This is a genomic window from Mesorhizobium sp. M1A.F.Ca.IN.022.06.1.1, from assembly GCF_003952605.1.
In the GTDB taxonomy this organism is placed as follows: Bacteria; Pseudomonadota; Alphaproteobacteria; order Rhizobiales; family Rhizobiaceae; genus Mesorhizobium.
This window is the reverse complement of record NZ_CP034455.1, coordinates 5,197,386-5,211,559: the sequence shown is the minus strand read 5'-3', so window position 1 is coordinate 5,211,559 and position 14,174 is coordinate 5,197,386. Positions and strand designations below refer to the sequence as shown.

The 14,174-nt window shown below is 65.1% G+C and carries 13 protein-coding genes; 11 read left to right on the top strand and 2 right to left on the bottom strand.

Annotated features, from left to right (window positions below; all coding sequences use genetic code 11):
• Positions 1-4 precede the first annotated feature (4 nt).
• Genes nirB through EJ078_RS24825 form a run of 3 tightly spaced genes read left to right on the top strand, consistent with a single transcriptional unit; the run spans position 5 to position 5,516 of the window.
• Positions 5-2,455 (top strand): nitrite reductase large subunit NirB, encoded by a 2,451-nt coding sequence (gene nirB / locus EJ078_RS24835; RefSeq protein ID WP_127214904.1) that lies wholly within the window; start codon positions 5-7, stop codon positions 2,453-2,455.
• 58 nt (positions 2,456-2,513) lie between these two features.
• The gene (gene nirD / locus EJ078_RS24830; RefSeq protein WP_127214902.1) at positions 2,514-2,843 is read left to right on the top strand and encodes a nitrite reductase small subunit NirD; all 330 of its coding nucleotides are present in this window, start codon (positions 2,514-2,516) and stop codon (positions 2,841-2,843) included.
• Positions 2,844-2,846: 3 nt separating this feature from the next.
• Positions 2,847-5,516, top strand: coding sequence for a nitrate reductase (locus tag EJ078_RS24825; protein WP_127403482.1), 2,670 nt, complete (start codon positions 2,847-2,849; stop codon positions 5,514-5,516).
• Between the two features lie 16 nt (positions 5,517-5,532).
• Here the strand turns inward: EJ078_RS24825 and EJ078_RS24820 are convergent, their stop codons facing one another.
• Positions 5,533-6,705, bottom strand: coding sequence for an FAD-dependent oxidoreductase (locus EJ078_RS24820; protein ID WP_208721679.1), 1,173 nt, complete (start codon positions 6,703-6,705; stop codon positions 5,533-5,535).
• 59 nt (positions 6,706-6,764) lie between these two features.
• Positions 6,765-7,529: an HpcH/HpaI aldolase/citrate lyase family protein gene (locus EJ078_RS24815; RefSeq protein WP_127214899.1), complete on the bottom strand. Its 765-nt coding sequence runs from the start codon at positions 7,527-7,529 to the stop codon at positions 6,765-6,767.
• A gap of 104 nt (positions 7,530-7,633) precedes the next feature.
• Here EJ078_RS24815 and EJ078_RS24810 point away from each other — a divergent pair, with 104 nt between their 5' ends.
• From EJ078_RS24810 to EJ078_RS24775, 8 genes are all read left to right on the top strand, one after another.
• Positions 7,634-8,524 carry a 2-hydroxy-3-oxopropionate reductase gene (locus tag EJ078_RS24810; RefSeq protein WP_127847209.1) on the top strand — a complete coding sequence of 297 codons (891 nt, stop codon included), beginning with the start codon at positions 7,634-7,636 and terminating at the stop codon, positions 8,522-8,524.
• A gap of 3 nt (positions 8,525-8,527) precedes the next feature.
• Positions 8,528-9,340 carry a shikimate dehydrogenase gene (locus EJ078_RS24805; RefSeq protein WP_067328798.1) on the top strand — a complete coding sequence of 271 codons (813 nt, stop codon included), beginning with the start codon at positions 8,528-8,530 and terminating at the stop codon, positions 9,338-9,340.
• On the top strand, positions 9,333-10,139 hold the full coding sequence (locus tag EJ078_RS24800; protein WP_127217406.1) for an SDR family oxidoreductase: 807 nt from the start codon (positions 9,333-9,335) through the stop codon (positions 10,137-10,139). Before EJ078_RS24805 ends, EJ078_RS24800 begins: the two co-directional genes overlap by 8 nt.
• Before the next feature lie 14 nt (positions 10,140-10,153).
• The gene (locus tag EJ078_RS24795; protein ID WP_066992119.1) at positions 10,154-10,501 is read left to right on the top strand and encodes a RidA family protein; all 348 of its coding nucleotides are present in this window, start codon (positions 10,154-10,156) and stop codon (positions 10,499-10,501) included.
• Positions 10,502-10,577: 76 nt separating this feature from the next.
• Positions 10,578-11,366: a FadR/GntR family transcriptional regulator gene (locus tag EJ078_RS24790; protein ID WP_164757237.1), complete on the top strand. Its 789-nt coding sequence runs from the start codon at positions 10,578-10,580 to the stop codon at positions 11,364-11,366.
• A 280-nt stretch (positions 11,367-11,646) separates the two neighbouring features.
• Positions 11,647-12,357, top strand: coding sequence for an SDR family oxidoreductase (locus EJ078_RS24785; RefSeq protein ID WP_127403156.1), 711 nt, complete (start codon positions 11,647-11,649; stop codon positions 12,355-12,357).
• Positions 12,358-12,368: 11 nt separating this feature from the next.
• Complete coding sequence (locus EJ078_RS24780) at positions 12,369-13,118, top strand: SDR family oxidoreductase (RefSeq protein ID WP_095802281.1); 750 nt, start codon at positions 12,369-12,371, stop codon at positions 13,116-13,118.
• Between the two features lie 83 nt (positions 13,119-13,201).
• Complete coding sequence (locus EJ078_RS24775; RefSeq protein ID WP_066992107.1) at positions 13,202-14,149, top strand: LysR substrate-binding domain-containing protein; 948 nt, start codon at positions 13,202-13,204, stop codon at positions 14,147-14,149.
• Positions 14,150-14,174 lie beyond the last annotated feature (25 nt).

Genomic DNA, 14,174 nt, shown 5'->3' with positions numbered 1-14,174 from the left:
GGACATGAGCGAGAAACTCGTCATCATCGGCAACGGCATGGCCCCCGGCAGGATGCTCGAGCACCTGCTGGAAGCTGCACCCGACCGCTACGCCGTCACCATCTTCAACGCCGAGCCGCGCGTGAATTACGACCGCATCATGCTGTCGCCGGTGCTTTCGGGCGAGAAGGAGTTCGAGGAAATCGTCATCCATGGCGACGGCTGGTACATCAAGCACGGCATCACCCTCTACAAGGGCCACAGGATCGTCGCCATCGACCGCGACGCGAGGACCGTCACCTCGGACCACGGCGTGACCGAAGGCTACGACAGGCTGATCATCGCCACCGGCTCGGTGCCGTTCATCATCCCGGTGCCAGGCAAGGACTTGCCGGGCGTGCTCAGCTACCGCGATCTCGACGACGTCAACGCCATGCTGCTTGCCGCGCAGTCGCGCGCCAAGGCGATCGTCATCGGCGGCGGCTTGCTCGGCCTTGAAGCGGCGGCCGGGCTTAAAGAGCGCGGCATGGACGTGACCGTCCTGCACGTCATGCCGACACTGATGGAGCGCCAGCTCGATCCGGCTGCCGGCTATCTGCTGCAGAAGGCCGTCGAGGCGCGCGGCATCAAGGTCATGACCAAGGCCAACACCAAGGCCATTGTCGGCAATGGCAAAGTCGAGGGCGTCGAACTCATGGACGGCACGATCATTCCGGCGACGCTGGTCGTGATGGCGGTCGGCATCCGCCCGAATATCGCGCTGGCCAAGGACGCAGGGCTGGAAGTCAATCGCGGCATCGTCGTCGACGACCGCATGCAGACATCCGATCCGGCGATCATGGCGCTCGGCGAATGCGCCGAGGTCGGCGGCCATGTCTACGGGTTGGTCGCGCCCCTCTACGAGATGGCCCGCGTCGCGGCAGCCGGGCTGGCGAACGGCGAGGACAGGCGCTTCGTCCATTCCGACACGCCGACCAAGCTCAAGGTCACCGGCATCGACCTTTATTCGCTCGGCGACTTTGCCGACGGCGACGACCGCGAGGAGATCATCCTGCGCGACGCATCGGCCGGCATCTACAAGCGGGTCGTGCTGCAGGACAACCGCATCATCGGCACGGTGCTGTTCGGCGAGACCGGCGACGGCGCCTGGTTCAACGATTTGAAGAAGAAGGCGACCGACATCTCGGAGATGCGCGACACGCTGATCTTCGGCCAGGCATTCCAGGGAGGCGCTTCCTCGGACCCTTTGGCGGCCGTTGCGGCACTGGCGGATGATGCGGAAATCTGCGGCTGCAACGGCGTCTGCAAGGGAAAGATCACCGGCGCGATCACCGGCAAAGGGCTGACCGGGCTCGACGACGTGCGCGCCCACACCAAGGCCTCGGCTTCGTGCGGCTCGTGCACGGGTCTCGTCGAACAACTCCTGAAACTCACGCTGGGCGAGGCCTACAATCCGGCGGCCGTGCAGCCCATGTGCGGCTGCACGAGCCTCGGTCATGACGACGTGCGGCGCCTGATCAAGGCGAAGGGGTTGAAAACGATACCGGCCATCATGCAGGAGCTCGAATGGAAGACCTCCTGCGGCTGCGCGAAGTGCCGGCCCGCGCTCAACTACTATCTGGTCTGCGATTGGCCGGACCAATATGCCGACGACTATCAGTCGCGCTTCATCAACGAGCGCGTCCATGCCAACATCCAGAAGGACGGCACCTATTCGGTCGTGCCGCGCATGTGGGGCGGCGTCACCAGCGCCGGTGAATTGCGCGCCATCGCCGACGTGGTCGACAAGTTCGGCATCCCGACGGTGAAGGTGACCGGCGGCCAGCGCATCGACATGCTTGGCATCCGCAAGGAGGACTTGCCGGCGGTGTGGGCCGATCTCGGCAAGGCCGGCTTCGTCTCGGGTCATGCTTATGCCAAGGGCCTGCGCACGGTGAAGACCTGCGTCGGCTCCGACTGGTGCCGTTTCGGCACCCAGGATTCGACGGGGCTGGGCATCCGCATCGAGAAGTTCATGTGGGGTTCCTGGACCCCGGCCAAGGTGAAGATGGCGGTCTCGGGATGCCCGCGCAATTGCGCCGAAGCGACCTGCAAGGATGTCGGCGTGGTCTGCGTCGATTCTGGCTACGAGATCCACTTCGCTGGCGCCGCCGGCCTCGACATCAAGGGCACCGAAGTGCTCGGCCTGGTGAAGACCGAGGACGAAGCGCTGGAGGTGATCGTGGCGCTTGTCCAGATGTATCGCGAGCAGGCCCGCTACCTCGAGCGCATCTACAAATGGGCCAAGCGCGTCGGTGCCGCCGAGATCAAAAAGCAGATCCTGGATGACGTGGAGAAGCGCCGCGCTTATTTCGAGCGCTTCGTCTTTTCGCAGAAATTCGCGCAGGTCGACCCGTGGTCCGAACGCGTCTCCGGCAAGGACAAGCACGAGTTCCGGCCGCTGGCCTCGGTCGGGTTCGCCGAGGCGGCCGAGTGATGGAGAAGTTCGCGCCATCCTGGACGCTCGCCTATCAAGCAAATACGGGAGTGCCCCAATGAACTGGATCGCAATCGGCTCCGTTTCCGACGTCCCTCGCCGCGGCGCGCGTTGCGTGGCCATCCCGCAAGGCAAGATCGCGGTTTTCCGCACCGCGGATGACCAGGTCTTTGCGATCGAAGACCATTGCCCGCACAAGGGCGGGCCGCTCAGCCAGGGCATCGTCCATGGCGCGGCGGTGACCTGCCCGCTGCACAATTGGGTGATCTCGCTGGAGACCGGCAAGGCGCTCGGCGCCGACGAAGGCTCGGTTAGGACGATCCCGGTCAGGATCGAAGGCGAACGGCTGTTCATTGCGCTCGAAGCGTTGGCCTCGAAAGCGGCCTGAGCCATGGAAGAAGCACGCGAGGTGAGGACCACCTGCCCCTATTGCGGGGTGGGATGCGGCGTGGTGGCCGAGATCGCCGCGGATAGCAAGGCAACCGTCCGCGGCGATCCCGAGCACCCGGCCAATTTCGGCCGCCTTTGCTCTAAGGGTGCCGCGCTTGGCGAAACGCTCGGCCTCGAGGGCCGCTTGCTTCAGCCGGAAATCCAAGGCAGGCAGACGAGTTGGGACGAAGCGCTCGACCTCGCCGCCGCGAAATTCTCGCGTGCGATTGCCGAGCATGGGCCGGACTCGGTTGCCTTCTATGTCTCCGGCCAGTTGCTTACCGAAGATTACTACGTAGCCAACAAGCTGATGAAGGGCTTTATCGGCTCGGGCAATATCGATACCAATTCGCGGCTGTGCATGGCCTCGTCGGTCGCCGGCCACCGCCGCGCTTTCGGCGAGGACATCGTTCCCGGTGTCTATGAGGATTTCGAGCACGCCGATCTGATCGTGCTCACCGGCTCCAACACCGCATGGTGCCACCCCGTGCTCTACCAGCGCATGCTTGCGGCGCAGCGCGAACGCGGAACCAGGATCGTCGTCATCGATCCGCGCCGCACCGCCACGGCCGACGAATGCGACCTGCATCTGGCGCTCGATCCGGGCACGGACGTGCTCTTGTTCAACGGCCTTCTGGCGCATCTCGTCCAGAGCGGAAAGATCGACGCGGATTTCATCCGCACCAGCACATCGGGCTTCGAAGCCGCTGCCGCGCTGGCCGGTGCCGATGCGCCGTCGGTCGCGCGCGTCGAAAAAGGCTGCGGGCTGGCGGCCACGGATGTCCAGGCCTTTTATGAGATCTTCGCCGGCACCGAACGGACGGTCACCGTCTACAGCCAGGGCGTCAACCAGTCGGCACATGGAACCGACAAGGTCAACGCCATCCTCAACTGCCACCTCGCCACCGGCCGCATTGGCAAGCCAGGCATGGGGCCGTTCTCGGTCACGGGCCAGCCGAACGCCATGGGCGGCCGCGAGGTGGGGGGCCTCGCCAACCAACTTGCCGCGCACATGGACTTCGCGGATCAGGCCGCTGTCGAGCGGGTCTCCCGCTTCTGGAAGGCGCCCGGAATCGCGCGACGCGGCGGGCTGAAGGCCGTGGACATGTTCCAGGCGGTTGCCGACGGCCGCATCAAGGCGCTGTGGATCATGGGCACTAATCCCGCGGTGAGCATGCCGGACGCGTCGCGCGTGCGCGCCGCCCTGTCCAAATGCGATTTCGTCGCGGTTTCGGATGTGACCCGCACCGACACCACGCGCTATGCCGACGTGCTGCTGCCCGCCGCTGCCTGGGGCGAGAAGGACGGCACGGTCACAAATTCGGAACGGCGCCTCTCGCGTCAGCGGCCGTTCATGCGGTCGCCGGGCGACGTGAAAGCCGATTGGCGCATCATCTGCGAGGTCGCCGCGCGCATAGGCTTCGGCGATGCTTTTGCCTACCAGACGCCGGCCGAAATCTTCCGCGAGCATGCCGCGCTCTCGGCTTTCGAGAACAATGGGGGGCGCCTGTTCGATCTCGGCGGCCTGGCGGATATGAGCGATGCGGGCTATGCCGGCTTCGCGCCGCGCCACTGGCCGACACCAGAACGGCGCGAGTACCAGACGAGATTGTTTGCCGACGGTCGTTTCCCGACACCGGACGGCCGTGCGCGTTTCGTGCCGGTGCGGCAGGAGGCGACGGCGTTCACAGTCGATGCGGACTACCCGCTTGCCCTGAACACGGGCCGGCTGCGCGACCAATGGCACACCATGACGCGTACCGGCACCGTGCCGCGCCTGATGGCCAACGCGCCCGAACCGGCGGTCGACCTCAATCCGGCGGATGCAGCCGCGCACCAGCTCAAGGATGGCGACCTTGCCCATCTGTCGACGCGCTTCGGCTTCGTGCGCGCGAGAGTACGAGTGGCCAACGCGCAGCGGCGCGGCCATGCCTTCATGCCCATGCATTGGAGCGGCCAGTTCGCGGCCAGGGCCGCCGCCGGCCTGCTGTCCTCGCCTGTTACCGACCCGCATTCCGGCCAGCCGGAACTGAAGCATGTCCCAGCCAGAATCGTGCGCGAAAACACTGGATGGGCCGGCGTGCTCATCACGCGGCGCAATCTCAGGCCGACGGGTTTCGTCCACTGGAGCCGCTACACGGTCGAAGGCGGCTGGGTCTACGAACTGACGGGGACCGAGCCGCCGGACCAGGGCATTCTTCTGGCGCGCAAGCTGCTCGGCGTTCAACGGCAGGATCAACTGCTCGAATACACCGACCGCCGCGGGCTCGCTTATCGCGCCGCTGCGATCGACGAAGGCGGCGCCATGGCTGAGGCCGTGCTCGTCGCCGCTCCAGACCAGTTGCCGACGCAGGACTGGCTGATCTCGCTGCTGGCCACGCGCCAGCCGCTGTCGGCAGGCGATCGCCATGCGCTTCTTTCCGGGCGTTCGCCAGCGCCAATACCCGCCATCGGGCGGGTCGTGTGCTCATGCTTCCACGTCGGCGTCAACCAGCTCGCTTCGGCGGTCGCTGCGGGCTGCGACAGTCTGGAGGCGATCGGCTCGACGCTGCGCGCCGGAACCAACTGCGGGTCGTGCCGCTCGGAGATAAGGGCGATCATCGACGCCCGGCACGTTCAGGCCGCCGAGTGAAATTCTCCGGAACAGCTCAGATCACCGCTTCTTCCAGGAACGGTTCGTTGCGCGGGATGCGCTCGTAACAGAACGGTGACAGGTCCAGCGTCTGGAAGGCGCCGTGAACGATCAGCTCCGACACCGCCCGCCCGACCGCCGGCGACTGCTGCAGGCCGTGCCCTGAGAAGCCGTTGGCGAACATGAAGTTCTTCACCTCCGGGTGAAAGCCGACGATGCCGTTGTGGTCGAGCATGTTGTATTCGTAGTGGCCGGTCCAACTGGTCTGGACCTTGAGCGCGTCGAAGGCCGGAATGCGGTGCCACAGCGCCGGCCAGATATAGTCGTCGAACTCCTCGAAATGCATTTCGAAATCGTCGTAATCGGCCGGCCCGTCGCCCTGCGGCGTGTTGCCGGTGAGGAAGAGCTCGCCTTCCGGGCGCACGAAAGTGCCGGAAAGGTCGATGACGTTGGGCATTCGCCCAGGGATCGGGTTGGCGCTGGCGAAGACGAAGCTGTAGCGCTTGTACGGGGCTACCGGGATGGAAAGGCCGGCCATGGCAGCGACCTGCTGCGCTCGCGGGCCGGCGGCGTTGACCAGGGTTCCGCAAGCGACTGTCTCGCCGGTCGCCAGCCGAGCGGAGACAACCCGCCCATCGACGACATCCAGTCCGGTCACGGCATTGTCGATGTACTCGACCCCGCTGGCGCGGGCGGCGCGGCGGAAGCCGTTCAACATGCCCATGGAATCGAACCAGCCCTCTTCGCGCGCACCCCACGAACCGCCGCCGAGATCGTCGACATTCAGCCAGGGGAAGCGTTCCTTCAGCGGACCCGGCTCGAGGAAGACGGTGTGGGCGCCGAGGCTGCGCTGCAGCTCGACCCGCTCCTTGGCCGCCTCCACGCCTTCCGGCGAGCAGCAATAGAGATATCCGTGCTCCTTGAAGCCGAGATCGGGCGCCGGCTCGTTCGTGTAGAAGGGCGCCATCCGCTCCTGGAAACCGCGGATGATCTCGATGCCGAACTGGCTGATCTTCACATTGATCGGATTGGAATATTGCTGGCGGATGGCGCTGGTGGAGAGCGCCGTCGAGGAGAATTCGTAGCTGGAGTCGCGCTCGACCACGAGGATCGAGGCGCCGCTGCCCAGCGCTTGGCTCAGCCAATATGCCGTCGACGAGCCGATGACGGCACCGCCGACGATGACGATGTCGTAGGCGTAGCGCGAGGGTGCTTTGTAAGGGGGATCGCCACGGCCGTCTCCCGAGTCTAGAGGTTGAAGGACGCAATCAGGGCGTCCGAGCCCCGCGCCAGCAGGCCGAGGTCGGAACCGACGGCAACCATGGTGAAGCCGTCGGCGAGATAGCGGTCGGCGTCGGCCTTCACGGGAGCCAAAATCCCGCTCGCCTTGCCTGCCGCGGCCGTGGCCTTGCGCACGGAAGCGATCGCCTCCTGCACATGCGCAGCGCCGGGATTGCCCATCGCGCCCATATTCGTGGAAAGATCGCCGGGCCCGACAAACAGAACGTCCACGCCATCCACCGCTGCGATCTCAGCCGCATTGGCGACGCCGGCCGCGTCCTCGATCTGCACCGCCAACAGCTGCTGCTCGCGCGCTTTCGCATGATACCCGGCGATACGGCCGAAGGCGTTGGCGCGATGGCCGACCGAGAAGCCGCGGAAGCCGCCCGGAGCATAGGTCATCGCCGCGACGATTGCGCGCGCCTGGTCCGGCGTGCGCACATTCGGAATCATCAGGCTGCGGGCACCGACATCCAGGGCCTGCTTCATCAGGTTGGGATCGTCGGACGGCAGGCGCACCACCGCCTCGCACGGAAATGCCGCAGCGACCTGAAGCTGCGCCATGATGCTGCGCAGATCGTTGGGGCTGTGCTCGCCGTCGATCAGCAGCCAGCCCGCTCCGGAACCAGCCACCACTTCTGTGGTCAGCGCTGAAGCCAGCGAGCACCAGATGCCGATATGAGGCCGGTCGGCCTTAACGGCCGCCTTCAGCGAATTGACGCGCTCTTGCATTTGCGATCGGTCTCCAGTGGAAGAGGCATTGAAATTTGTATGATGTCCTATATCATACGCCTCCATTGAGCTGCAAGACGCTCTGGCGAGCACGGGAGTTGCGCATGAAAATCGGTTTCATCGGACTTGGCGTCATGGGCGCGCCCATGGCGCGGCATCTTGCCGATGCCGGGCACGAGATCGTCACGGTGCTCAATCGCTCTCCTCTGCCTGCCGATCTGAAAGCGTCGGTGCTGGCTTCCCCGGCGGAAGTGGCGCGGGTTTGCGAAATCATCATCACCATGCTGCCCGATACGCCCGACGTGGAGCGCGTCCTGCTCGGGCCGGGTGGCGTGCTCGAAGGGATTTCAGCCGGCAAGCTGGTCATCGACATGAGCTCGATCAGCCCGATCGCCACCGCGCAATTCGCGGCGAAGTTCAGGGAAGCGGGAGGCGGCTTCCTCGACGCACCCGTCTCCGGCGGCGAGGTCGGCGCAAAAGCGGCGAGTCTCACCATCATGGTCGGCGGGCCGGCTGCCGAATTCGAGCGCGCGCTGCCCATCTTCGAAAAGCTCGGCAAGAATATCACCCTGATCGGCGAGAAGAACGGCGCCGGCCAGACCTGCAAGATAGCCAACCAGATCATCGTCGCGCTCAACATAGAAGCCGTTGCCGAAGCGCTTGTTTTTGCCAGCAAAGCGGGCTGCGATCCGGCGAAGGTCCGAAGCGCGCTGATGGGCGGCTTCGCCTCGTCCCGCGTGCTCGAAGTGCATGGCGAGCGCATGATCGCCCGCACCTTCGTCCCGGGCTTCCGCATCCGCTTGCACCAGAAGGATCTCAACCTCGCGCTCGAAAGCGCCCGCGCGCTTGGAGCCGTCCTGCCGAGCACGGCGCTGGCGCAGCAACTGATGAATGCCTGTGCGGCCCGCCCGGGCGGCGCGGAAGCAGACCACTCGTCGCTCGTCCGGGCTCTCGAGGTCCTGAGCGATCATGAACTGTCAAACGGAAAGGAATAACCGATGCGCGGAACCGGCAAGGCCGATGTCTTCGTCATGCTGGCCCATCCCGTGGGCCACGCGAAAAGCCCTGGCATCTTCAACGAGATCTTCGAGCAGAAGGGGCTCGACAGTCTGATGGTGCCGCTGAGCTGCCGTCCGGAAGATTTCGATACTTTCTGGGCCGGCATCACGGCGGCGGAGAACATCCGCGGCGTCATCATCTCGGTGCCCTATAAGGTCCCGGTCTACCACAAATGCGCCGCCGCCCACGATCGCGCCGCGCGCGTGCAGAGCGCGAATTCCGTGCGCCGGCAGGCGGACGGCACCTGGTATGCCGACAATTTCGACGGCGTCGGCTTCATCGACGGCTTGAAGGCCGGCGGACACCGGATCGCCGGCAGGCGCATCCTCCAGGTCGGCGCAGGCGGTGCGGGCGCATCGCTGACCTACTGCCTCGCCGAGGAAGGCGCGACGGAGATCCGCCTCGCCGACATCGACAGGGAACGCGCGCAAAAGCTCGCTTCGCTGGTCAGCAGGTCGTTCCCCGATTGCCGCATCGAGGTCGGCGAACCCGATCCGTCCGGAATGGACATGGCGATCAACGCGACGCCCTCCGGGCTGAAGGCCGGCGATCCGCTGCCGATGGATGTGAACAAGCTGACGCCGGAGATGACCGTGGTCGACATCATCATGGAGCCGGCCGAAACGGCCCTGCTCAAGGCGGCGAAAGAGATCGGCTGCCGCATCCAGCCCGGACGCCCGATGATGGACTTCCAGGTCGAGGCCATGGCCGCATTCTTCGACATCGAGCGAAAGGAGCGCCACAATGGCTGAGGCTTCGACCGCGGTCGTCATCGGCGGCACGTCCGGGATCGGCCGCGCTATTGCGGAGCGCTTCGCTGAGGAAGGCTACCAGGTGGTCGTCGCAGGCCGGGACGCGAGCCGCGGCAAGGAAGCAGCCGAGGCCTGCGAGAGCGCCGGCGCCCCACGCGCCGTGTTTGTCCAGACCGATGTCGGCGATCCCGCTTCCGTCGAGGCGCTGGCGCAAGACGTCAGCAATGCGTTCGGCACCCCTCATGTCGTGGTCAACTGCGCCGGCATCCTGCAGAGCGGCAAGCATGTGCTCGACCAGGACCTCACCGAAGACGAGCAGATTTGGCGGATCAACTATCGCGGCACGCTGCTTGGCTGCCAGTTGTTCGGCCGGCTGATGTCGGCCGCCGGACGCGGCGCGATCCTCAATGTCGGCTCGCTCGCCTCCTTCGCGCCGCTGTCGCTTCCGGCCTACACGCCCGGAAAGCATGCGGTCCTGGCGCTCACCCAGATCCTGGCTGCCGAACTCGGCCCGCATGGAGTCCGTGTGAACGCCGTAGCGCCGGGCTATACCCTCTCCGACGCGCTGAAGGCCAGGATCGCCAAGGGCGAACGCAACCCGGAAGCGATCCAGGCCACCACCGCGCTGCGCCGCTTCGTCGAGCCGCGCGATGTCGCCGAGGCGGCGCTGTTCCTCTGCTCCGACCGTGCCGCCTCGATCACCGGCGTTACGCTGCCCGTCGATGCGGGCTGGCTCGTCCAGGCGCCGTACGCGCAGTACCTGCAGGGCAACCCCATCCGGCAGACGCCGGCAATCTGACGAGGAAGAATCCAGTGGGCGATATCCAGCGCTTCGACTTCGACACCCGCATCCATCATGGCGTCATCCACAACGGCACGCTCTACCTGACCGGCCAGGTTGCCAAGCCGGGCCAACCGGCGGCCGACCAGATGCGCGAGGTGCTCGCCAAGATCGATGCGCTACTCGCCACGGCAGGCACCGACAAGACCCGCATCCTCCACGTCCAGATGTGGCTGGACGACGTGCGGGATTTCGACGAGGTCAATGCGGTCTGGGACGCCTGGATGCCGAAAGAGCATGCGCCGGCACGCTCTTCCGGCGAGGGGCGGATGGCCAAGCCCGGCATGCTGGTCGAACTGATCGTCACCGCGGCGGTTTGAATGGTCTCGCCGGTTCGGGCATCATCCCGAATCTGAACTTGAACGGCCCTAGTCTGGACTTGAACGGAAGGCCTGAATGACGAAGCGCAAGCCGCTTTCCACCGTCGTGGCGGAGAGCCTGGCCGAAAAAATCCGCTCCGGTGAGTTGCAGCCGGGCGCGCAACTGCCGACCGAGGCGGAGCTTTGCGCCGAGTACGATGTCAGCCGCACCGTCGTGCGCGAAGCCGTGGCGCGGCTGCGCTCCGAGGGCATGGTGGTGCCGCAGCAGGGTCGCGGCATGTTCGTCAGCGAAACACCCGTGCCGCGCAATTTCTCGATCCCGGACGAGGCGCTGAGAACCTTGCCGGAAACCATCGCCTTGCTCGAACTCAGGTTGAGCGTCGAAGTCGAATCCGCCGGGCTCTGCGCCGAACGCCGCACCGACAAGGAGGCGAGCGCCATCCGTGCCATGATGGATGACATCGACGCGCAGCAGGCCGACCCGGCGGCCGTCCAGATCCACTACGACTACGATTTCCACCTCGCGATCGCCAAAGCCGCGCGCAACGAATTCATCCATGGCTTCCTGGCCTATCTCGGACCGATGATCGTGCCGCGCTTCCAGCTCGGCTATGTCGTCGAGCCGGCCCTGAAGGACAGCTATTACGCTCGCATCCACAGCGAGCACAAAGCCATCGTCGATGCCATCGAAAGACAGGACGGCGGCAAGGCCCGCCAGGCCATGCGCAAGCATCTACACAACAGCCTCGGGCGCGTTCGCGCCCTGGCGCGGGCTTCCGGAGTCGAGGCGACCGACGCGGAGCAAAAGGCCGCCGCAGCCTCGCTCTTCACCGAAATGAAAAGGCCTGCACCAACGGCCGGGTAAGGCGCGACGGGGTCGATCTTTCGCGTCGGCACCGAATGCGACCTGCTGTGCATAGCGAAAGCCGTGTTTTTGTTCCACCGACGACCGGGAATCCTCTCCCGCGCGCCGAAGATATGATTTTCCCTTGGTTCGCAGCGTTGGAGGCCGCGCAGGCAGCGTGGAACGTTTGAACTGCCGGAAAGGCTCGCGAAAGTTTATCTTTCCTTTTTGCTGCTTTTCTTGGTTTCGCGTCACCGGTCGAGGCCGCAGACTGAAGATCAGGCAATAAGGGGAAGCCCACGTGACGACAGCCTTCATCACAGGTGCGACGAGCGGCATTGGGCGAGCCATCGCCATCGCGTTGAGCGACGCCGGCTACGACGTCTATGCGGTCGGCCGCAGCCAGGCCGCGCTCAAAGAACTGCAGGCCGAGCGTCCGGGCATCCTGCCGATCGCCGTTGACGTTACCGACCGCGAGACTTTGGAATCGGTCCTGGCCGATCTCAGAATCGATGTACTGATCAACAACGCCGGCATCATGCCGCCGCTCGGCAATTTCGCCGACATGACGATCGCAGACATCGACACCACGTTGGAGGTGAACCTCAGCGCGGCGATCCTGCTCACCCGCCTCGTCGTGCCGCAGATGCGCGAGCGCCAGTCCGGCCACATCTTGTTCACCGGCTCCACCGCCGGCCACGCGGCCTATTCCAACATCGCCGTCTATTCGGCCACCAAGGCGGCGATCTCCGGCTTTGCCGCTGCCTTGCGCGCCGACCTCTCGCCGTCCGGCATACGCGTCACCGAGATCGTCGCCGGTCGCGTCGAGACGCAGCTCTACAAAGGCATCCTCGACGCCGACGCCCGGGCGGCGATGTACGCCGGAAAAGTAGTGCAGCCGGACGACGTGGGCAGGATGGTCGTCGCTGTGCTGGCGCTCCCCGCATGGGCCGACGTTACCCGTTTCGACATCATGCCGACCTGGCCGACCTCGCCCAGCGGCACCAAGTAAGGAAAACTGCGATGAAGGATCTTTCCGTTCTGATCGTCGGCGGCGGCGCCGGCCTTGGCGCCCTTCTCGCCCGCATGGCTGTGGAGGCCGGGGCGGCAAAGATCGCCATCATCGACATCAACCAGGAAGCCGCTGAGAGCGCTCTCGACGCGGCGAAAGCCAAGGGCCTGCCCACGGCTGCCGCAGCTTGCGACATCCAGGTCGGACCGCAGTGTCACGCCGCCTTCGACGCCATTGTCGCGAAGCTCGGGCGCGTCGACACGCTGATCAATTGCGCCGCGATCTATCCTCGGCGTCCGCTCCTCGAGATCACCGACGCCGAGTGGGACGCCTCCAACGGCATCAACATCAAGGGCACGTACCACATGATGGTGGCGGCCGTTCGCCACATGCAGTCGCAAGAGCCAAAAGCGCATGTGCGTGGAAGGATCGTAAACCTCACTTCCGTCGACGCCTTCAAGGCGCATCCGCAGAACGCCCATTATGCGGCGACCAAGGCCGCCGTCGTCAGCCTCACGCGCTCCTTTGCCCATCACGTCGCCAAGGACGGGATTTTGGTGAATTCCGTCGCGCCCGCCGGCATGGCCACCGAGAAGGCCAAGGCGCTCGGTTTTCTCGAGGAATTGACCAAGGCAAGCCCGCTCGGCCGCGGCGCCGAGCCGACCGAGATCGCCGAGTGGGTGCTCATGACCGGCGGCCCGAAGAACACCTATATGACCGGTGAAAACGTAATCGTCTCAGGCGGTTACATCTACGCCTGAATCGGTTTTCATAAGCCGGCGGCGCCTGAAATCCAGCAGTGCATGATCAACGGAGTCTCGAACGAAAGGAGGCGGACCTCACGATGACCGGCAAGCTTCGCCTTCCTTCGCTCAATGCGCTTCGCGTCTTCCACGCCGTCGCACAGCACAAGAGCTTCCGGCAGGCCGCCGACGAGCTCCTGGTGACGCCGCAAGCCGTCGGCCAGCAGATCAAGCTCCTGGAAGACACGCTGCAGGTGACGCTGTTCGAGCGCAAGGGGCGCTCGATCGAACTGACTGAGTCGGCGATCCTGCTCTCGCACTATGTCAAAGCCGGCTTCGACGAATTTTCCGAAGGCGTTCGCCGCGTCACCAAATCGAACTACCGGGACCGCATCAATCTTAATGCCAGCCCCTACTTCGCAACGCACTATCTGCTGCCCAGGCTTTCATTGTTCCGCGAGATCCTGCCGGGCGCTGATCTGCGCCTGACGACGATGGTCGACCTGCCCGATTTTGGGCGTGACGACATCGATATGACGGTGCAGTGGGGCTATGGCAACTGGCCGGACTACGAGACCACGCTGCTGGTGCCGGACCCGAAGATCATCTGCTGTACCCCGGCGATCGGCGAGAAGATCAAGTCGGCGCAGGACCTGACGCGGTTCACGCTGCTCGACACCGTCAAGTCGAAGCGGCTGTGGCCCGACATATTGCGGCACCTCGGAGTGGAACTGGCTGAGGGCGACCGCAGCATCGGGTTCGATGACGCCGCCACCATGCGCCGTGCGACGCTCCAAGGCATCGGTGTCGGCCTGGTTTCCGTCATCGATGCCGAGGAGGACTTCAGGTCGGGCGCGCTGGTCGCGCCACTTGGCCGTGACGCCCTCTCGGACATGAAGCCGGAAGAAGTCCCCGGCTTCTACCTCGTCATGCCGCGCGGGCATCTGCGCGTGAAGGCGGTGGCCGCCCTGCATCGCTGGCTCGTCCAGCAGGATTGGGGCAGCGACCTCAAGCTTTCTCTGCCGAAACCGACACCGCTCTCCGATTAGGAGCGGCTTCGCGACCGAGGGCCGA

Excerpts from the sequence above, each read along its gene's own strand:
- nirB (WP_127214904.1), top strand. The coding sequence starts at position 5 with ATGAGCGAGAAACTCGTCATCATCGGCAACGGCATGGCCCCCGGCAGG.
- EJ078_RS24780 (WP_095802281.1), top strand. The coding sequence starts at position 12,369 with ATGAAGGATCTTTCCGTTCTGATCGTCGGCGGCGGCGCCGGCCTTGGC.
- EJ078_RS24810 (WP_127847209.1), top strand. The coding sequence starts at position 7,634 with ATGAAAATCGGTTTCATCGGACTTGGCGTCATGGGCGCGCCCATGGCG.
- EJ078_RS24805 (WP_067328798.1), top strand. The coding sequence starts at position 8,528 with ATGCGCGGAACCGGCAAGGCCGATGTCTTCGTCATGCTGGCCCATCCC.
- nirD (WP_127214902.1), top strand. The coding sequence starts at position 2,514 with ATGAACTGGATCGCAATCGGCTCCGTTTCCGACGTCCCTCGCCGCGGC.
- EJ078_RS24800 (WP_127217406.1), top strand. The coding sequence starts at position 9,333 with ATGGCTGAGGCTTCGACCGCGGTCGTCATCGGCGGCACGTCCGGGATC.
- EJ078_RS24815 (WP_127214899.1), bottom strand. The coding sequence starts at position 7,529 with ATGCAAGAGCGCGTCAATTCGCTGAAGGCGGCCGTTAAGGCCGACCGG.
- EJ078_RS24790 (WP_164757237.1), top strand. The coding sequence starts at position 10,578 with ATGACGAAGCGCAAGCCGCTTTCCACCGTCGTGGCGGAGAGCCTGGCC.
- EJ078_RS24825 (WP_127403482.1), top strand. The coding sequence starts at position 2,847 with ATGGAAGAAGCACGCGAGGTGAGGACCACCTGCCCCTATTGCGGGGTG.
- EJ078_RS24775 (WP_066992107.1), top strand. The coding sequence starts at position 13,202 with ATGACCGGCAAGCTTCGCCTTCCTTCGCTCAATGCGCTTCGCGTCTTC.